An 18,939-nucleotide genomic window follows, 5' to 3' on the forward strand; every position below is an offset into this window, starting at 1 on the left:
ACAGGCATTATTAGGCAAATCTTAAGTTTACAAAATTAAAAATACACTATATTTGCGACTATGAAGAATGTGTTTTCATATCTACTAGTCATGCTTTTTACCTTACAATCGTTTGGTTTAAATGCTGCTAATTTAGCCAACCTCAATAATTTGGCAGAGCATTACGAGCTTCATAAAACCGAACATCAAAATTCATTTTTAGAGTTTTTTGACTTACACTATGGTAATCAAAAAGAGGCGCACGAAAAAGAACACGATGAACATCAAAACCTTCCTTTTCAAAAATGCCAGCATTACTCCCACATTTTTTTCTTTGAATTACCTCAGGTCATAAGTCTAAGGCTAACAGCCCCTCTCGAAATAGTCCTGAATAATTTTAATTATACTTCACAATTTGATTTATTAATTGAAACTGATATTCTTCAGCCACCGAAACAGTATACTCTGATATAATTCAAGTTTATTGTTTCATTTTCAATTTAAAATTTCATGTTATCAAAAATTATTGAATTTAGCTTAAAGTCTAAATTCTTTATCCTATTAATGGTGAGTTGTATTGTTGGTTTTGGGGTTTATTCCTTAACCCAAATACCAATTGGTGCCGTTCCCGATATCACCAACAATCAAGTACAAGTGATCACAACATCACGGAACCTCTCTACTACTGATGTTGAACAGTTTATCACCTATCCCGTCGAATTGGAGATGGTGAATCTACCAGGTGTTAAAGAAATACGATCGGTCTCTAAGTTTGGCCTTTCAGTGGTTACCATAGTCTTTGAAGATGATTTAGGCACGTATTTACCACGTCAACTCATTGCCGAAAAACTAAAATCTGCAGCTGAAAAGATACCATCAGGGTTTGGCACTCCAGAAATGGGACCTATTACAACTGGTTTAGGCGAAATATATCAATATACTTTAGAAACCAAACCAGGCTACGAGGACCAGTATGATGCTACCGAATTGCGTACCATTCAAGATTGGATTGTTCGCCGACAATTATCTGGAATTCCTGGTGTCGTTGAAATTAATACCTGGGGAGGCTACTTAAAGGAATACGAGGTTAGTATTAATTCCAAACGCTTACAAGCTAATAACATCACTATTGCTGAAGTTTTTCAAGCTCTTGAAAACAATAATTCTGTAGCTGGTGGCAGTTATATCGAAAAAAATGAAGAAGCCTATTTTATAAGAGGTGAAGGACTTATTAAAAGTTTAGAAGATATTAAAAACATAAGTGTTACCACTCGCAACAATCAACCTGTTTATATCAAGGATATTGCAGAGGTTGGTTTTGGTTATGCCAGACGCTTTGGCGCTGTTACTGGTAATGGCGAAGGTGAAAAAGTTCTAGGGCAAGTGATGATGCTGAAAGATGCCGACTCAAAACGTGTCATTGATGCAGTAAAAATACGCATAGCAGAAATTGAAACTACTTTACCTGAAGGGGTGTATATTAATGGCTTTTTAGACCGCTCAGAATTAATACAACGCACAACCTATACTATTGCTGAGAATTTGTTGTTAGGGTTTTTGGTGGTTGCCTTTATTGTGGTTTTACTCATTGGAGATTGGCGTGCTGGTCTAGTGATCTCCTCTATTATACCGCTTAGTTTTTTAATAGCAATCAGCCTGATGTATATCTTTGGCGTTGACGCTAATTTAATGAGTCTAGGTGCCTTAGACTTTGGAATCATCATTGACGGTGCAGTGATCATAGTTGAGTTTGTCGCTTTTAAATTATGGCAACGCTCCAATGAGTTTTCCAACAAAACATCGACTGAAATCAATATATTAAAAGACAAAATCACTTCTAAGGGGGCATCCAAAATGCTAAATTCAGCCATTTTTGGTCAGTTAATCATCTTGATTGTCTTTATACCTATATTGTCATTAAGTGGCATAGAGGGTAAGATGTTTAGGCCTATGGCCCTCACCTTCAGCTTTGCACTCATTGGTGCAATGATTCTATGTTTTACCTGGGTCCCAGTAGCCTGTAGTTTGATTTTGAAACCACAATCTAAGTCAAGTTTTACTATATCTACTAAACTCCTCAATGGCGTTAAGCGATTGTATTTGCCTTCCATTAAATGGGCTTTAAATCATACTAAACCCGTACTGATTTCAGCGGTAGTTTTACTTGCACTTGGTGTGTTTACATTTACTAGAATGGGTGCTGAATTTGTACCCACACTTGATGAAGGTGACTTTGTAATTCAACCCATTTTAAAAACAGGCAAATCCTTAAAAAGCACAGTTGAACGCACTACTGCTATAGAAAAAATACTCCTTGAGCAATTTCCTGAAGTAACGCAAGTGGTCTCCCGTATTGGTGCTGCTGAAGTACCAACCGATCCAATGTCGATGCAGGATTCTGATATAATTGTTCGCCTGAAACCCAAATCGGAGTGGACGTCGGCAGATACCAAAGAAGGCTTAGCCGAAAAAATTGATGAGGCGCTATCGGTTTTTCCTGGAATGGATCTTGAATTTACGCAACCTATTGAAATGCGTTTTAATGAATTAATTACTGGAGTACGCTCAGATATAGCTATAAAAGTGTTTGGAGAGGATTTAGATGTTTTAGCTCGGAAAGGGAATGAAATCAAGTCTCTTATTGAAAATGTAGAGGGTGCTGCTGACATCTCCGTAGAAAAAATTGTGGGCTTACCACAAATGCTGGTCAATTATAAACGGGATAAGATAGGTCGTTACGGACTGGATATAAAAAGTATTAATGAGGTTATAACAGCAGGATTTGCTGGTAGAACAACTGGTGTTGTTTTTGAAGGCGAAAAGCGATTTGATTTAGTGGTGAGACTTCAGGACACTGAACGCCAAGATATCGATGATCTAAGGAATTTGATGATTGATACTCCAGGTTATGGTAAAATTCCATTGAATGAAGTCGCCGATATTACTTTTGATAGAGGTCCTGCCAAAATCTCCAGAGATGAATCCAAACGCCGTATTGTGGTAGGCGTAAATGTTCGTAACCGGGATTTAGAATCTGTCGTTACAGATATACAAAAAATTATTGATGAAAATCTAGACTTACCCGTTGGGTATACCATGACTTATGGAGGCCAATTTGAGAATTTAGAAAGTGCCAAAGCACGTTTAAAAATTGCAGTACCCATCGCCTTAGTCTTGATTTATATCATGCTATTTTTTGCCCTAAGAACTCATAAGGACGCGTTGCTTATTTTCACCGCTATTCCATTTTCTGCTGTTGGTGGTGTGTTCTTATTATGGTTAAGAGATATGCCGTTTAGTATTTCGGCAGGGGTCGGTTTTATTGCCTTATTTGGTATAGCCGTATTGAACGGAATCATTTTAGTAGAATATTTTAAAGATATCTTAAAAACCCACGATAAATTGAGTTTACAACATATAATAGATGCTACACAAGATCGCCTAAGGGCAGTTTTGTTAACGGCTAGTTCTACAGCTTTAGGCTTTTTACCTATGGCTATTTCAACTGGTGCAGGTGCAGAAGTTCAACGTCCGTTAGCTACAGTAGTGATAGGAGGCTTGATAACGTCTACCCTACTCACTTTAATAATACTTCCAGTGCTTTATGCCCTAAAAAATAATGTAACCAAATTAAGGCTAAATCCTAAGCCGAGTCTTTTTATTCTGATGATGGGTTGCGCTGGTTTTACAGCAAATGCTCAAGACGATGAATTTGAAAGTCTGAAAACACAGATGCTCGATAACAATAAACAGTTAAAAGCAGCTCAACTTAGAGCGGAAAGCACTGAAGCTGCCGAAGGACAGGCTTTTACTTTTAATAATGCCCAGATTTATCAAAATTATGATGAATCTGAGGCAGATCCTATTGCGAATCAACCTTTGTATCAATGGGGTATTATTCAGCAATTTGACTTCCCAACAGTCTATGGGAGCCGATTGAAGTTGAATAAAGTTAAAACGAAGCTGGCAAGGACGCAATATAGTATTGTAGAAATCAGAAAGATTAAAACCCTTCAAGTTAATTATCAAAATTATCTTGAAGCTGTGGCAAAACTGGAAATATATGATAGTATTTATAAGATCTATACCGACTTCTCGCGCATGGCTAAACGAAAGTTTGAAGAAGGAGAATCAAATTATTTAGAAAAGATCACCGCGCAATCCAAAGCCAATCAAATCACTATTGAACAAGAACAGCTAAAGCAAGAGTTGACCCATAGCATACTCGCTATAAAAGGCTTGCTGCAGAGCCAAGAAAGTTTGGTCTTGAGGGAGAAAACGCTCTACAAGCTTCAACTGAATATGGAGAACACCAGTTCTGAAAATCTGAGTTTGTCAGCATTAGAATTAGATCAAAAATTAGCAAAACGCAACTCAGCTTTAGCTAAAAATGAGTTACTGCCTGGGATTTCCGCCAGTTATTTTATCAGAAGTAATTCGGCTATCGATAAAAATTTTAACGGGTATCAAATTGGCTTAAATATCCCCTTATTATTTTTCGGGGATCGGTCTAAGATTAAATCTGCAGAAATCACTACCCTTGCAAAACAGGCGGCTCTTGAAGATGCTCAAATCGACTTAACCCAGCAAAAAGACCAATTGATCAATCAGCTTTCAGTGCAGCAAGACGCCTTGAATAACTATGAAGAAAATCAACTAAAAATTGCCGATGAACTATTAAAAACGGCTAAGCTGAGTTATAAAGCTGGTGAAATCGATTTTTTTAGATATGTGCAAAGTCTAGAATATGCCCAGCGCATTCAACTAGATTATTTGACAAAACTGCGTGATTATAATCAGACTATTATAGCCTTAAATTATTTTTTACTAAACTAAACTTATGAAACGATATATATATACAAGCCTATTCCTATTCAACTTGCTATTTTTATCCTGTAATGATAGCACGTCTACTTCAGATGAAGAAGAGCACAGTGAAAACGAGGATTTAATAGAGGTGACAAGCGAGCAATTTAAAACAGTGCTATTAAAATTAGGGAATTTAAAACAAAATAGATTTTCAGAGCAATTTCAAGTGACTGGAATGATAGATGTTCCCCCCGAGAATCGAGCTACTGTGAGTTCTTATTTTGATGGATATATTTCTGAAACTCGACTTTTAATTGGTGACGAAGTTCAAAAAGGTGATTTATTAGTGACCTTAAAAAATCCTGATTTTATTAAGTTTCAACAGAATTATGCAGAAGCGATAAGCAACATGGAATTTGTAGAATCAGAGTTTGAGCGTAAAGAGAACTTATACAACGACAAAATCATCGCTCAAAAAGTCTTTCAATCTACAAAAAACGACTTTCTGCAAGCTAAAGCGCAACTTCAAGCAACAGTTGAGCAAATTAAATTAATGAACCTAAATCCTAAGCAAATCGCTGAGGGGAATTTCACATCAGAAATTAATATTTACGCTCCTATTAGTGGTAAAATTTCAAAATTGAATGTCGCCCAAGGTAAGTTTTTATCTAAATCTGAAATGATCATGGAGATTCTTGATGTCGATCATATTCATCTTGAACTGGATGTCTTTGAAAAAGACATCTTAAAGATCCATAAAGGGGATACCTTAAGCTTTAAAATTCCTGAAATTTCCGATCAAATTTTCAATGCTTATGTGAAGTTAATTGGCGCTGAAGTGAATGAAAACAGGAGCGTTCGCATTCATGCACATCCCAAAAATGAGAACGTCAACTTTTCGGTTGGCATGTTTGTAAATGCCTATTTCAAATCTGATTCTAAAGACTATTTAGCTTTGCCTGAGACGGCTTTTACTGAGGTTGATGGGGAAACCTTCGTCTTACAACTCAATTCTAAAACCGATAATTTATACACCTTCAATAAAATTGAAGTGGATACGCATTCGCCTCAAAATGGGCTCAAACCTATTTTAAACTCAGAACAAGTCGATACAGAAGCTCAGTTTTTAATCCGAGGCGTATTTGATATTATTACAACAGGTGGCGGTGGTCACAGTCATTAATTATGAACAAGGGAAATTACACCATTTTAATAGCAGAAGACCAAGTTGATATTGCTAAACTCTTGAAAAAAGGCTTAACCGAAGAAGGTTACCAGTGTTTGGTGGTTAAAAACGGTGAAGAGGTTTTAAAACTTGTAAAACACAATTCCATCAGTTTAATTTTACTAGATTGGATGATGCCAAAACTAAAAGGCATTGACGTTTGCAAACAATTGAGAAGTGAACACATTTCAACACCAATTATTTTTTTAACCGCTAAAGATACCATAGAAGATACTATTGAAGGCTTAAAAAGCGGTGCTAACGATTACATTAAAAAACCTTTTAATTTTGAAGAGCTTCTCGCAAGAATTGAAACTCATTTGCGTTTATATTATAAGATAGATGAGGTATTGCATCTCGGTGACTTATCCTTGAACATGAGTAAACATCAGGTTTTAAAGTCGAAAAAACCCATCAATTTAACCGATAAAGAATTTAATTTTTTGGCTCATTTAGTTCGCCACAAAGGACAAGTATGCACCAGGCAATCTATTATTGAAGACGTGTGGGATATTCACTTCGACTATGATTCTGGGGTCTTAGATGTCTATATGAATGCCATACGGAAAAAAATGAAGCTTGATAGAAATGAACTTATCAAAACCGTTCGCGGGGTTGGTTTTATAGCTGATGAGTAATGAAATTATCGATTAAAAGTAGGATTGCTTTATATTCAGTTTTAGGTATTGCAAGCATATCTATTGTTGTATTTATTGCTATTTATTTTACCGTTAAAAATACTGTCTTTAGTGAAATCGATGTGGCATTAAAATTTGAAGCCAAGAAGCACATCAATGAAGTAATGTTTAGCAAAGACAGCGTTTATTTCGCCTATAAAGATGAGTGGCTAGAGCGTGAGCATATAGAAATTGAAGTCTATCCCTTATTTGTTGAGTTATACAACGCCAAAGGTCAAGGTTTAGACAAATCGCCAAATCTTCGTGAAAGCAGCCTAGAAATCGATCTTCAACAAGAGAATACCTTTATCGGCAATCAAAATTTGGATGGTGAGAACATCAGGCAAATTCAATTTCCGCTTATAGAGAACAACACCATTCAAGGCTTTATTGCCATCGCCATTCCTTTGGGCGACGCAGAGTTAGTCATAAAAACACTTTTAGATACCTTATTGTTTATCTATCCTATTTTACTGGTCATTACATTTTTCATGTCTAGACTCATATCGCAGATCACCATTAAGCCTGTGACTTTTATAGCCAAAACCGTAAATGAAATTAGCTCGAACAACCTCAACAAGCGCATTCCTGAAACTAGTAATGGTGATGAATTAGAAACTCTGTCTAATGCTATTAACAACTTTTTAAACCGAATAGATGCTGCCGTAAAACGCGAAAAGCAATTCACGGCAGATGCTTCTCACCAACTCAGAACACCGTTAGCAATTCTCAAGGGAAATCTGGAAGTTTTAATTAGAAAAAAACGTGAGCCAGAACAGTATGTCGAAGAAATTAAAAACAATATTAATAAAATTGACGACATGTCTGATGCCGTTGAAAAATTACTCATTCTTGCTAGATTAAACAGCCATACCCTTAAGAATCTAGAAACCGAGGAGCTGTGTCTGTACGACGAAATAGAGGCCATTTTAATAAACTACAAAAAGGATATTTTACAAAAAGGCATCAGTATTACACTAGATAAATCTGAAGATTGCCAGATACAAACCCATAAAACTTATTTAAGGTTAGTCCTTGATAATTTGATTTCTAATGCGGTAAAGTATGGCGAAGACCAAACTAGGATTACTATTTCACTAGAACCGACACCCCATCACTTGAAGCTTTCTATTTGTAATAAAGGCAAAAAGATTCCAGCCGATGAAATCAACGACATTTTCAATCCCTTTTTCAGAAACAGGTATCACGAAAATACTGAGAAAGGTTATGGCTTAGGTCTTGCCATCGTTGCTAAAGCCATAGATTTATTAAAGATTAAAATCCATGTAAGTTCTGATGAATGCACTTGTTTTAGTCTTAAAATTCCAAGAACACCTTGAAACTTAAGATTCGCTTAAGATCTGTTCATTCCTAGAGTAAATGCTTTTTCTTGACGTTATTTTGTAAGTAAAAATAAAACTTATGAAGTTAACTGCGTTAATCATGTTTCTATGCCTAGGTCTCACAAGTTTTGCACAAGACTGGACCTACGATATAGAAGAAGCTAAAACACAAGCCAAAAAAAATAACAAAGACATCTTGCTTCTATTTTCAGGTTCAGACTGGTGTGCCCCTTGTATTAAACTTGACCGCCAAATCTGGCAAAGTGAACAATTTAAAGCTCATGCCAGTGAAAAATTGATATTGGTACGCGCAGACTTTCCTAGGCGTAAAAGCAATAAGCCGTCCAAGGCTATACAAGATAAAAACAATGCTCTTGCAGCAGAATATAATACTAGTGGATACTTCCCCTTTGTATTATTGCTAAACAGCGAAGGTGAAGTCCTTAATAAATTAGGTTATAAAAACATATCACCAAATGATTACATAACTGCCATATATGCGAAGTAAACTAATGATTTTGCTTGTTTTAATAAATTTTGCCGCTCAGGCTCAGGATATTTTTAAGAGAGAGTTGGGCTTAATGGGAAGCAACTTTGATATTACCGTTATAGCTGATTCAAAAAAAGAAGCAGAAAATTACATAGACTTAGCTGTTGTAGAGATGCAACGCATCGAAGAATTGATATCCTCTTGGAAATCTACCTCTCAAACGTCTGCTATAAACCGTAATGCTGGTCTTAAGCCGGTTCAAGTCGATAATGAATTGTTTCAGCTTATCAAACGGTCCATTGCTATTTCAAAAATAACCGACGGTGCTTTCGATATAAGTTTTGCGGCCATAGATAAAATATGGGTATTCAATGGCGAAGAAACACAAGTACCAGATAAAGCTTTGATCTCTTCCTCCGTAAATGCTATTGGATACAAGAATATTAAACTAGATGAAAAAAATTCAACTGTTTTCTTAACTCAAAAAGGAATGAAAATCGGCTTCGGCGCCATTGGTAAGGGCTATGCAGCAGATAAAGCTAAAAGCCTACTGATGGAAAAAGGAGTGTCTGGAGGAATTATAAATGCCTCTGGAGATATGAATGCCTGGGGGCTTCAACCTAAGGGTGAACTCTGGAAAGTTGCAATTACCAACCCTATGGATAACTCTAAGAACTATGGATTATTCGACCTAAAAAATAATGCCGTTGTCACTTCTGGCAATTACGAAAAATTTCTGCTCATCGATGGGGAGCGCTATGCCCATATTATTGATCCTCGAACAGGGATGCCCACCAAAGGTATATTGAGTGTTACTGTTTTTGCTCCTAAAGCAGAATTAGCTGACGCTCTAGCAACCTCCATTTTCGTAATGGGTAGCGAAGTAGGATTAAATATGATTAATCAACTTCCCGATGTGGAAGCCATTATTGTAAAAAATGACGGAAGCCTAGCCACGTCAACACATATAAATATTACAACACCATGATTAAAACACTCACAAAATTGACGCTCATAAGTTTCTTCTTTATGTCTTGTGTAGCCGTAAAAGAATACGAAAAAATCAATATCAACGATCCTGATATGCGATTATCAGAGCGAGATTTAGATAAGTATAAATCAACCTTTCAATCCTACCGCGAAGCAGCAGCTGGAGCAAATGGAGGTAAAACAGGCGGCGGTTGCGGCTGTAATTAAAATAAATATGAAGAAATACATAACTTTTTATAGCATCGTCTTACTACTTGTTTCAGGACATATAATGGCACAAGAAGAAGAACCCACTGAGTATAAAAAACGAGTACTAGAGTCGGTAGAAGTCAACTTATTGTCCAGTTATTATACTCAGGATGGCGAAAATGCTGCTGTTACAGGAGGTCGAGGCACAGAAGAATTAACTGATATTGCCCCATCCATCAACATATCTATTCCTTTAAACGATGATGATGTTTTGACTGTAGATGCAACCGTTTCTGCATATACTTCAGCCTCTTCTAGCAATATTGATCCTTTTGATGGTCCACAACCTGCAGACCCATTTGTGGCCTCATCGGGAGCGTCAGAACAAGATACTTGGTTTGGTCTAACCGCCAATTATGCACATTCATCAGACGACCGAAATACCATCATAAGTGGAAATGTTTCTTTTGCCAATGAATACGACTACAGCTCGATTGGTTTTGGAGGGAGTATCACCAAACTATTCAACGAAAAAAACACTGAATTACAACTTAATGTCAACGCTTATTTTGATTCATGGAGACCGCAATATCCTATTGAATTTAGAGAAGGTTTCAATTTATCTGATTATTCCTTTAGTGGAAATCCAAATTTCTCAAGTAATTATACACAATTTCAAGATGAGAGTAGGAACTCTTATAGTATTGGAGTAAGTCTTTCACAAATTCTTTCAAAATCTATTCAAACGTCTTTTATAGGAGATGTAGTTCTTCAAAACGGCTTGCTATCTACACCGCATCAACGTGTCTATTTTGGAGATTTTGAAGATACAATGGTCGAGAACTTTACTTTAGGAAACGATATTGAGCGTTTACCAGATACACGTACAAAAATAGCCTTGGGTAACCGTACTAATTTTTACTTGAATCAAAATTTCATTTTAAGAACGTATTATCGTTTTTACACAGATGATTGGGGAATAGATTCACATACCTTTAAAGCAGAACTACCTATAAAACTAGGATTGAATTATACACTTTATCCTATGTACCGTTACTATACACAAACCGCAGCAAACGATTTTGGAGAATACAATACTATAGTTTCAACACAAGAATTTTATACTTCAGATTATGACTTGGCAGAATATGATGCCCATCAATATGGCATAGGCTTTAAGTACTATGATCCTTTAAATAAATTAAACATTGGTGGCTTTGGTTTGAAAAGCATAAATCTAGAATACAATTATTACGAGCGGACTACTCAGAATTTTAATGCAAACATTACGTCGCTCAGTTTTAATTTCGTAGCAAACTAGCATTCTTAAATGATCAAATTTGATTGATTTTTAAATTGTTTTAAATGAAAGTTTTAATTACCGGTATTGCAGGTTTTATCGGCTCGCATATGGCCGAATACCTTAATAAAAAAGGGTATGAAGTTGAAGGTGTGGATAACTTCAACCCTTACTATTCTGTTAAGCTGAAAAAGATAAATGCAGATAATCTTATTAAAAAAGGGATTTCCGTTATCGAAGGCGATTTACGAAACGACACCTTTTATGACAGACTAGAAAAAGATTATCGATTCATTATTCATTTTGCTGCTCAACCTGGGATTTCGGCAACGAGCAGTTTTGATAGTTATCTAACTAATAACGTGGTTGCGACCCAGAAGCTCATTGAGTTTACGAAAAAACAAAAGTCTTTCATTCAATTCATAAATATTTCAACCTCATCCGTTTATGGAGATTATGCCACTAAAAGTGAAAAGGCAGTTCCTCAACCAACTTCATACTATGGTGTTACCAAACTCGCGGCAGAACAGCTCGTTCTTGCTGAAGCCAGAAAAAAAGAATTCAGAGCCTGTTCATTGCGCTTGTATTCAGTATATGGACCAAGAGAACGACCCGACAAGCTATACACCAAGCTTATTAAAGCTAGTTTAAACAATACTCAATTTCCTTTGTTTGAGGGGAGTAAGCAACATAAGCGAAGTTTTACTTATGTTGAAGACATTGTTAATGGCATCTATTTATGTTTGAAAAAACAAAAATTAACCAATTTGGAAATTATAAACATAGGCCATCACAAACAGGAAACTACAGAGCAAGGGATCTTATACGTAGAAAAATTATTAAAAAAACATATTTCAATTGAATTAAAGCCAGCACGGGAATCTGACCAAAAAGAAACTGTTGCGAATATTACTAAAGCACGAAATTTATTCGGCTATAACCCTAAAACCGATTTAGAAAAAGGTATTCAACACCAGATCGATTGGTTTAAAACGACCATTGAAGACCATGGAGAATTTTAAATTAACCATTATTGTCCCCGTTTATAATGAAGCTGAAAATTTGCATAGACTTGCTGATGTATTTAGGGCCTATTTTAAGCAGTCAAATCATAAAATGAAACTGCTGTTTGTAAATGATGGTTCTAAAGATGAAAGCTTGAACATCATAAAACAATTATGTGAAGAAAACGATTGTTTTCAATACCTCAACTTCAATAAAAATTATGGATTAAGTACTGCTATAAAAGCAGGATTCGATCACGTAACCACAGAGTTAACCGGATATATCGATGCGGATTTACAAACTCACCCAGAAGACTTCGACCTTCTTTTAGAACATGCCCAAGAGTATGATTTGGTAACTGGAAATAGATCTAAAAACAGAAAAGATAGTATGGTCAAAAATTTGAGTTCAACTATAGCAAATGGAATAAGGCGCCTATTTACTCAAGATGGTATGGACGATACTGGTTGTCCTTTAAAAATCATAAAAACAAGTTATGCTCAAAACATTCCAATGTTCAGAGGTTTACATCGGTTTTTACCTGCTATGATTTTACTTCAAAATGGAACGGTAAAACAAGTAGATGTGAGACATTTTCCCAGAATAGCTGGAACAGCAAATTTTGGTTTAATCAATCGACTTGTAGGGCCTTTAACGGATTGTTTTGCATATCTGTGGATGAAGAAAAAATATATCAATTACAAAATAGAGTCTAAATCATGCTAAGTTCATCCATCGTGATTTATGCCATTGGTTTTGCAGCGCAGTTACTTTTTTCCAGTAGAACCTTTTATCAATGGGTGAGTTCAGAAAAGCAAAAGAAAGTGATTGCCCCACGTTATTTTTGGCAGATAAGTTTAATGGCTTCTTTTCTCTTGTTTGTCTACGGCTATCTAAGAAATGATTTTTCTATTATGTTAGGTCAAAGTCTAACTTATTTTATATATATCCGAAACATTCAACTCCAAAATCAGTGGCATAAATTCCCAGTAGTGTCTAGGGTTTTCTTGCTGCTTTTTCCTTTAGCCGTTGTAATTTACTATTATAACAATAACACCTTTGATATTAATAATCTATTGGTAGACAATGGCTTTTCAAACCAACTCTTATGGCTTGGGATTGTAAGTCAACTTATTTTCACCTTTCGTTTTATTTATCAATGGTTGTATTCTGAACGTTTAAAATTATCGAAGTTACCCAGCGGGTTTTGGATTTTAAGCTTACTGGGATCTTTACTTATTTTGGTTTACGGAATTTTAAGAAGCGACCCTGTTTTGATAGTAGGTCATAGCTTTGGAATTATCATTTACACTAGAAACCTTTATCTTTTAAAACGGGAACATGCTTAAACTTATTTATAAATATCCTGTCATCACTCTCATCATAGTATGTGTGATTTTATTTTTCTTCAACTTGAGCGTACTTCCAGTCAGTATTATGGAAGCGAGAAACTTTAATGTTGCCAGAGAAATGCTTACTGAAAATAATTGGTTATTGACAACCATGAATGCTATACCTCGTTATGAAAAGCCGCCCTTTCCTGCATGGTTTACTACCATGTTTAGCCAATTTGACATTAAATCGGTTTTTCTATATCGGTTGCCCTCGAGTATCGTAGCAACTTTAGGAGTTCTCTTTAGCTACTACCTCTTTAAAAGTTTAGCAAAAACCAAAAAAATAGCCCTTATTGCCTCATTGGTTCTTTCCACCTCCTTCTACTATATCGCTATTCGGTTTGAAGCACCTTCCGATACCTACACTCATGCATTTATGATTGCAGGCTTACTCTTTATGACTAAAGCCATTCAATCTTCAACCAAAAGCCTACTTTATAGTTTTCTTGCGATTTTAGGCATAGGCATTTCAGTATTATCCAAAGGCCCCGTTAGTTTATATGCGCTCTTTCTCCCTTTTATAATTGCTTACTTTATCGCATATTCCTCTTCAAAAAAAGCGATCATAATTAGCATTTCGACTTTACTCTTAGGTATTGCCTTGGGAGCTACATGGTATTTGTATGTAAGATTAGCAGATCCTAAAGTTTTTACAGAAATTGCAGCTCAAGAAACCTCCAACTGGTCGAGTTATAATGTTAGACCCTTTTATTATTATTGGAGTTTTTTCATTCAATCGGGAATATGGACTGTTCCCGCACTTATTAGTTTAGCTTATCCTTATTTTAAATCTAAAGTGGATAACAAAAAACTGTATAAGTTCAGTTGGCTATGGACTGTTCTAGCAGTAGTTTTATTATCGATTATTCCAGAAAAGAAATCCCGATATTTAGTTCCCGTATTAATTCCTTTAGCCTTGAATCTAGCTCAAGTTTTACTTTATCAGTTTAGAACTAAAAAAATGGATATCGTGAGCAGAATTGCTATGAAATTCCACTATGTTTTAATTTTCTGTATTGGAATTTCGGTGGTTGCCATTCCCTTGATTATAGAAGTAAGAACCACTTCATTTTGGATTTGGTATTATACTTTAGTCGCCTTGATGTTTGCTATTTCAGCAGTCATCTTTTTTAACTACAGCCCACTAAAAAGCAAGGTGCTGTTTGTATCCAATATTCTTTTAATAATGGTGGTCACAAGTGTGGGGATTTACGGCATTCAATTTTTCAAACAAAATGATAAGTACAACACCTTAACGTCAGCAGAGCTTCAACAAAGTCATCTTTATTACTACAAATCGATTCAGCCTGAGGTGATTTGGGACTCTAATAGAGTTTCACAACCACTTGATTTTTCTAAGAGCTTCCCGTCACAACATAACGTTCAGGTGATTGTGGAAAATGGGTATATGGAAGAATTCAAAAAACAAATTCCCTCGGAATATGAGATTAAATCGGTAAAAACTTACGACAGGAATTACTTTAAGAGCGCTGAAGACTATAAGCATCGTGGTCGCAAAGTAACTTACCTGTACACCTTAAAACGAAAGAATTAACGTAAAATGGTCTCAGTTCGGTCTGGTCCCACAGAAACAATACTTATTTTAACCCCAACACTCTCTTCGATATAGGCCACATAATCTTTCAAGGTTTGTGGTAATTTTTCGAAATTATCTCCAGATGAAATATCCGCTTGCCATCCTTTAAATGACTTATAGATAGGTGTCACGTTTTCTGGCTCTATATTGAAAGGCAAGTGTGAAATTTCTTTTCCTTTGTAATTATAAGCGGTACAGACTTTTAAGGTTTTAAAACCACTTAAAACATCGGCCTTCATCATAATAAGTTCAGTCACACCATTGACCTGAACAGCATATTTCAAGGCTACAAGATCTAACCACCCACAACGTCTTGGCCTACCTGTTGTAGCTCCAAATTCGTTTCCAACTTTGGCCATTCTAGCACCATCAGCATCAAATAGTTCGGTAGGGAAAGGACCACTTCCTACTCGAGTAGTATAAGCTTTAAAAATTCCATATACATCCTTAATTTTATTAGGCGCAATACCCAAACCTGTACATGCTCCAGCAGCAGTTGTGTTGGATGAAGTGACGAATGGATAAGTTCCAAAATCAATATCTAGTAAAGACCCCTGAGCACCTTCAGCCAAGATAGTTTGATTATTGGTTTGTGCATTGTGTAAATAGTCTTCAGAATCTATGAAGGTAAGTGATTTGATAGCCTCAACGGCTTCAAAAAATTCATGCTCTAGCTCCTTTAAATTATATTGTACATCTACGTTGTAAAATTCAATGAGATCTTGATGCTTATTGGCTAACTGTCTGTACTTGTCTTTCCAAGAATCCAATTCCAAATCGCCAATTCGTATTCCGTTACGACCTGTTTTATCCATGTAAGTTGGACCAATTCCTTTAAGAGTCGAGCCAATTTTAGCTTTCCCTTTAGAAGTTTCAGAAGCTGCATCTAGCAGTCTGTGGGTAGGAAGAATGATATGAGCTTTCCTAGAGATTAACAGGTTTTTCTTAAAATCAATATTGAATTTTGATAAGGCCGTCAACTCTTTTTGAAAAATAACAGGATCGATAACAACTCCGTTACCCACAACATTTATGGCCTCTTTATGAAAAATTCCAGAAGGAATTGTATGGAGTACATGTTTGATACCATCAAATTCCAAAGTATGCCCGGCATTTGGGCCTCCTTGAAATCTTGCTATAATATTATAATTTTTGGTAAGATAATCTACAATTTTTCCTTTGCCTTCATCTCCCCATTGAAGTCCTAGTAGTAAGTCTACTGCCATGTTTTAATCTGTCTTTGGTTGGTTCTTTGTTCCATAGAAATATAATGAATGGCGTTCTATTGAAATATCAAACACCTCTTCAATCGTTTTTTTAATAGATTCAATCCTTGGATCGCAAAATTCAATAACTTCTCCAGTATCTGATAAGATCACATGATCATGCTGTTTATCGAAGTAAGATTTTTCGTACTGAGCTTGATTTTTACCAAATTGGTGCTTTCTCACTAGTCCACAATCCAACAGTAAATCTATAGTATTGTATAAAGTTGCTCTGCTGACTCTATAGTTTTTAGTTTTCATTTTAATATATAAAGACTCAATATCAAAATGATCGTCACTTTCATAAATTTCCTGAAGGATAGCAAATCGTTCTGGAGTTTTACGATGACCATTATCTTCTAAAAATTTAGTAAAAACGTTTTTTACAACCGCTAAATCGTTTTTTAAATTCTCTTTATTTATCATATTTACAAAAATAGACTTTTATTGACGCTTAACCTTATCGATTCCATCGATTTTTTCTAATCTTTCGATAAGTTTATTCAATATAGATAAATTCTTAACTTTTACCACCATTTTTCCTTCAAAAATGGAATCGTTACTTGTAAAACTAATACTGAGAATATTGACGTGGAGATTTTTTGAAATCTCATTTGTGATCATACTTACTAGACCAAGATCGTCTATTCCAGTGAGTTTAAGTGTGGCACTAAATTCTTCTTGACTAGAGTCTATCCATCTGGCCTTAAGTATTCTGTAAGCATAATTACTTTGAAGTTGAATAGCATTTGGACAGTTCTTCTTATGAATTTTAATCCCATCTTTTATGGTTGTAAAGCCAAAAACTTCATCTCCTGGTATTGGGCTACAACAAGCTGAAAGTTTATAGTCTAGCTTTTGTTCATCATCTCCAAAGACAAGTTGATCGTAATTACTCGATACATCATCTTGGTCTATTAAACTACCCTTTTGGGGCGAACGTCGTATTTTATTTTTGAAAAACGACAACAAAGCGTTGCTTCTGGAAGATGCAAAATCCTTTATTTGTTTGTTATCTATAGCCCCAATGCCTACTCTATAAAATAAGTCTAGACTGGTTTTTAATTTAAAGAAGACAATCATTTCGTTAATGGCTCTTTCGTTGAGACTTATACGCTGAGACTTCAGTTTTCGTCTTAAAATCTCTTTCCCTTCTTCAGCAACTAGCTTGCGTTTTTCTCGTAAGGCAGACTTAATTTTAGTCCTTGCTCTGGCGGTAGTGGCATAGTCCAACCAGTTTTTGGTAGGCTTGGCGGTTGAAGATGTAATTATTTCTACCTGATCACCACTTTTTAAGACACGACTTAAGGCCACAATCTTTCCATTAACTTTAGCTCCACGGGTTGTGTAGCCGATGTCGGTATGAATGGCAAAAGCAAAATCGAGCACAGTAGAACCCTTGGGTAGGGATTTAAGGTCACCTTGGGGGGTGAACACAAATATTTCTTTGGAGTATAGATTAAGTTTAAACTGCTCCACAAAATCAACAGCATTCATTTCATTATTCTCTAATGCCTCTTGTAACCTATTAAGCCATAAATCTAAGCCTTGCTCATCTTGAGCTTCACTTTTATGTTTATACTTATAATGAGCAGCATACCCTTTTTCTGCGATTTCATTCATGCGCTCACTCCTAATCTGTACCTCTACCCATTTTCCTTTTGGCCCCATAATAGTGATGTGGAGAGCTTCATAACCCGTAGTTTTTGGAGAAGAAATCCAATCCCGTAGCCGAGTTGGATTAGGCCTAAAATAATCTGTGACTATAGAATATATCTTCCAAGCTATGAATTTTTCATTTTCTGGATTGGATTTATAAATGATTCTAATGGCAAACTTGTCGTAGATTTCTTCGAAAGAAATGTTTTGAGCTACTATTTTTTTTCGAATAGAGTAGATAGACTTTGGTCTTCCTCTTACCTCTACTTCTAAATCTTCTTTTTCTAAAGCAGTTAAAACAATCTTGGAAAAGTCATGTATATATTGATCTTGTTGTTCTTTACTTTCCTGAAGTTTATCATTTATATCATGATAAACTTCAGGCTCAGTATACTTTAAACTTAAATCTTCAAGTTGAGTTTTGATATTGTACAACCCGATTCTGTGAGCCAGAGGCGCATAAATAAATAAGGTTTCACTGGCAATTTTAACCTGCTTATCTGGACGCATAGCATCCATAGTTTGCATATTATGAAGTCGATCTGCAATTTTTATAATAATGACACGAATATCATCATTCAAAGTCAGCAACATTTTCCTAAAGTTTTCTGCTTGCATAGAGATATCGCCATCTTTTTTAAGACTGGAAATCTTAGTCAATCCATCAACGATTCTAGCCACAACCTCCCCAAACATTTGTTCGATATCTGTAAGAGAGTACTTTGTGTCTTCCACTACATCATGAAGCAAAGCAGAGGCTATTGAGGTAGCATCTAGCCCTATTTCATGAGCTACAATTTTGGCAACAGCTATAGGGTGAAATATATAAGCCTCCCCAGATTTTCGACGCTGATCTTTGTGGGCCTCAACTGCTGTTTCAAAAGCTTTTCGGATTAGTATTTTATCTTCAGAACTTAAAGTCCTGTAGCTAATGCGCAAAAGCTCCTTATATTCTTTGGCAATTTCTTTGCTTTCTTGCGCTAAATACGCATCTGTGATCTCCATAGCTTTCGGCTC

The 18,939-nt window shown here is 35.8% G+C and carries 16 protein-coding genes; 13 read left to right on the top strand and 3 right to left on the bottom strand.

Annotation, left to right across the window (positions count from 1 at the left end; translation table 11 throughout):
* Window positions 1–90: 90 nt before the first annotated feature.
* The 13 genes from P700755_RS02370 (at window position 91) to P700755_RS02430 (ending at window position 14,956) form a co-directional block, all read left to right on the top strand.
* The gene (locus tag P700755_RS02370; protein ID WP_245535994.1) at window positions 91–453 is read left to right on the top strand and encodes a hypothetical protein; all 363 of its coding nucleotides are present in this window, start codon (window positions 91–93) and stop codon (window positions 451–453) included.
* A gap of 36 nt (window positions 454–489) precedes the next feature.
* Window positions 490–4,815, top strand: a complete 4,326-nt coding sequence (locus P700755_RS02375) for a CusA/CzcA family heavy metal efflux RND transporter (protein ID WP_015023158.1) — start codon at window positions 490–492, stop codon at window positions 4,813–4,815.
* Between the two features lie 4 nt (window positions 4,816–4,819).
* Window positions 4,820–5,971 carry an efflux RND transporter periplasmic adaptor subunit gene (locus P700755_RS02380; protein ID WP_015023159.1) on the top strand — a complete coding sequence of 384 codons (1,152 nt, stop codon included), beginning with the start codon at window positions 4,820–4,822 and terminating at the stop codon, window positions 5,969–5,971.
* Window positions 5,972–5,973: 2 nt separating this feature from the next.
* Entirely contained in the window at window positions 5,974–6,651 is a 678-nt protein-coding gene (locus tag P700755_RS02385) for a response regulator transcription factor (protein ID WP_015023160.1), read from the top strand.
* A complete protein-coding gene (locus tag P700755_RS02390; protein ID WP_015023161.1) occupies window positions 6,651–8,030 on the top strand; it encodes a sensor histidine kinase in 1,380 nt (459 codons plus the stop codon). Before P700755_RS02385 ends, P700755_RS02390 begins: the two co-directional genes overlap by 1 nt.
* A gap of 82 nt (window positions 8,031–8,112) precedes the next feature.
* The gene (locus P700755_RS02395; RefSeq protein WP_015023162.1) at window positions 8,113–8,541 is read left to right on the top strand and encodes a thioredoxin family protein; all 429 of its coding nucleotides are present in this window, start codon (window positions 8,113–8,115) and stop codon (window positions 8,539–8,541) included.
* On the top strand, window positions 8,531–9,511 hold the full coding sequence (locus P700755_RS02400) for an FAD:protein FMN transferase (RefSeq protein ID WP_015023163.1): 981 nt from the start codon (window positions 8,531–8,533) through the stop codon (window positions 9,509–9,511). The genes P700755_RS02395 and P700755_RS02400 overlap by 11 nt, the downstream gene beginning before the upstream one ends.
* On the top strand, window positions 9,508–9,720 hold the full coding sequence (locus P700755_RS02405) for a DUF4266 domain-containing protein (RefSeq protein WP_003437259.1): 213 nt from the start codon (window positions 9,508–9,510) through the stop codon (window positions 9,718–9,720). The genes P700755_RS02400 and P700755_RS02405 overlap by 4 nt, the downstream gene beginning before the upstream one ends.
* 7 nt (window positions 9,721–9,727) lie before the next feature.
* Complete coding sequence (locus P700755_RS02410; RefSeq protein WP_015023164.1) at window positions 9,728–11,023, top strand: DUF3570 domain-containing protein; 1,296 nt, start codon at window positions 9,728–9,730, stop codon at window positions 11,021–11,023.
* A 44-nt stretch (window positions 11,024–11,067) separates the two neighbouring features.
* On the top strand, window positions 11,068–12,024 hold the full coding sequence (locus P700755_RS02415) for an NAD-dependent epimerase/dehydratase family protein (RefSeq protein ID WP_015023165.1): 957 nt from the start codon (window positions 11,068–11,070) through the stop codon (window positions 12,022–12,024).
* Window positions 12,011–12,733, top strand: a complete 723-nt coding sequence (locus P700755_RS02420) for a glycosyltransferase family 2 protein (RefSeq protein WP_015023166.1) — start codon at window positions 12,011–12,013, stop codon at window positions 12,731–12,733. Before P700755_RS02415 ends, P700755_RS02420 begins: the two co-directional genes overlap by 14 nt.
* Entirely contained in the window at window positions 12,727–13,356 is a 630-nt protein-coding gene (locus P700755_RS02425) for a lipid-A-disaccharide synthase N-terminal domain-containing protein (RefSeq protein WP_015023167.1), read from the top strand. Before P700755_RS02420 ends, P700755_RS02425 begins: the two co-directional genes overlap by 7 nt.
* Entirely contained in the window at window positions 13,349–14,956 is a 1,608-nt protein-coding gene (locus tag P700755_RS02430) for an ArnT family glycosyltransferase (RefSeq protein ID WP_015023168.1), read from the top strand. The genes P700755_RS02425 and P700755_RS02430 overlap by 8 nt, the downstream gene beginning before the upstream one ends.
* On the opposite strand, the gene P700755_RS02435 is transcribed toward P700755_RS02430, so the two are convergent.
* Genes P700755_RS02435 through P700755_RS02445 form a run of 3 tightly spaced genes read right to left on the bottom strand, consistent with a single transcriptional unit; the run spans window position 14,953 to window position 18,927 of the window.
* Window positions 14,953–16,224 (bottom strand): adenylosuccinate synthase, encoded by a 1,272-nt coding sequence (locus P700755_RS02435; RefSeq protein ID WP_015023169.1) that lies wholly within the window; start codon window positions 16,222–16,224, stop codon window positions 14,953–14,955. The genes P700755_RS02430 and P700755_RS02435 overlap by 4 nt on opposite strands.
* A gap of 3 nt (window positions 16,225–16,227) precedes the next feature.
* Entirely contained in the window at window positions 16,228–16,689 is a 462-nt protein-coding gene (locus P700755_RS02440) for a Fur family transcriptional regulator (protein ID WP_015023170.1), read from the bottom strand.
* An 18-nt stretch (window positions 16,690–16,707) separates the two neighbouring features.
* On the bottom strand, window positions 16,708–18,927 hold the full coding sequence (locus P700755_RS02445; RefSeq protein WP_015023171.1) for a RelA/SpoT family protein: 2,220 nt from the start codon (window positions 18,925–18,927) through the stop codon (window positions 16,708–16,710).
* Window positions 18,928–18,939: the final 12 nt, after the last annotated feature.

Source organism: Psychroflexus torquis ATCC 700755, from assembly GCF_000153485.2.
GTDB classification, from domain to species: domain Bacteria; phylum Bacteroidota; class Bacteroidia; order Flavobacteriales; family Flavobacteriaceae; genus Psychroflexus; species Psychroflexus torquis.

Excerpts from the sequence above, each read along its gene's own strand:
- P700755_RS02385 (WP_015023160.1), top strand. The coding sequence starts at position 5,974 with ATGAACAAGGGAAATTACACCATTTTAATAGCAGAAGACCAAGTTGAT.
- P700755_RS02390 (WP_015023161.1), top strand. The coding sequence starts at position 6,651 with ATGAAATTATCGATTAAAAGTAGGATTGCTTTATATTCAGTTTTAGGT.
- P700755_RS02430 (WP_015023168.1), top strand. The coding sequence starts at position 13,349 with ATGCTTAAACTTATTTATAAATATCCTGTCATCACTCTCATCATAGTA.
- P700755_RS02395 (WP_015023162.1), top strand. The coding sequence starts at position 8,113 with ATGAAGTTAACTGCGTTAATCATGTTTCTATGCCTAGGTCTCACAAGT.
- P700755_RS02425 (WP_015023167.1), top strand. The coding sequence starts at position 12,727 with ATGCTAAGTTCATCCATCGTGATTTATGCCATTGGTTTTGCAGCGCAG.
- P700755_RS02415 (WP_015023165.1), top strand. The coding sequence starts at position 11,068 with ATGAAAGTTTTAATTACCGGTATTGCAGGTTTTATCGGCTCGCATATG.
- P700755_RS02420 (WP_015023166.1), top strand. The coding sequence starts at position 12,011 with ATGGAGAATTTTAAATTAACCATTATTGTCCCCGTTTATAATGAAGCT.
- P700755_RS02410 (WP_015023164.1), top strand. The coding sequence starts at position 9,728 with ATGAAGAAATACATAACTTTTTATAGCATCGTCTTACTACTTGTTTCA.
- P700755_RS02380 (WP_015023159.1), top strand. The coding sequence starts at position 4,820 with ATGAAACGATATATATATACAAGCCTATTCCTATTCAACTTGCTATTT.
- P700755_RS02440 (WP_015023170.1), bottom strand. The coding sequence starts at position 16,689 with ATGATAAATAAAGAGAATTTAAAAAACGATTTAGCGGTTGTAAAAAAC.
- P700755_RS02435 (WP_015023169.1), bottom strand. The coding sequence starts at position 16,224 with ATGGCAGTAGACTTACTACTAGGACTTCAATGGGGAGATGAAGGCAAA.
- P700755_RS02405 (WP_003437259.1), top strand. The coding sequence starts at position 9,508 with ATGATTAAAACACTCACAAAATTGACGCTCATAAGTTTCTTCTTTATG.
- P700755_RS02375 (WP_015023158.1), top strand. The coding sequence starts at position 490 with ATGTTATCAAAAATTATTGAATTTAGCTTAAAGTCTAAATTCTTTATC.
- P700755_RS02370 (WP_245535994.1), top strand. The coding sequence starts at position 91 with ATGCTTTTTACCTTACAATCGTTTGGTTTAAATGCTGCTAATTTAGCC.
- P700755_RS02400 (WP_015023163.1), top strand. The coding sequence starts at position 8,531 with ATGCGAAGTAAACTAATGATTTTGCTTGTTTTAATAAATTTTGCCGCT.
- P700755_RS02445 (WP_015023171.1), bottom strand. The coding sequence starts at position 18,927 with ATGGAGATCACAGATGCGTATTTAGCGCAAGAAAGCAAAGAAATTGCC.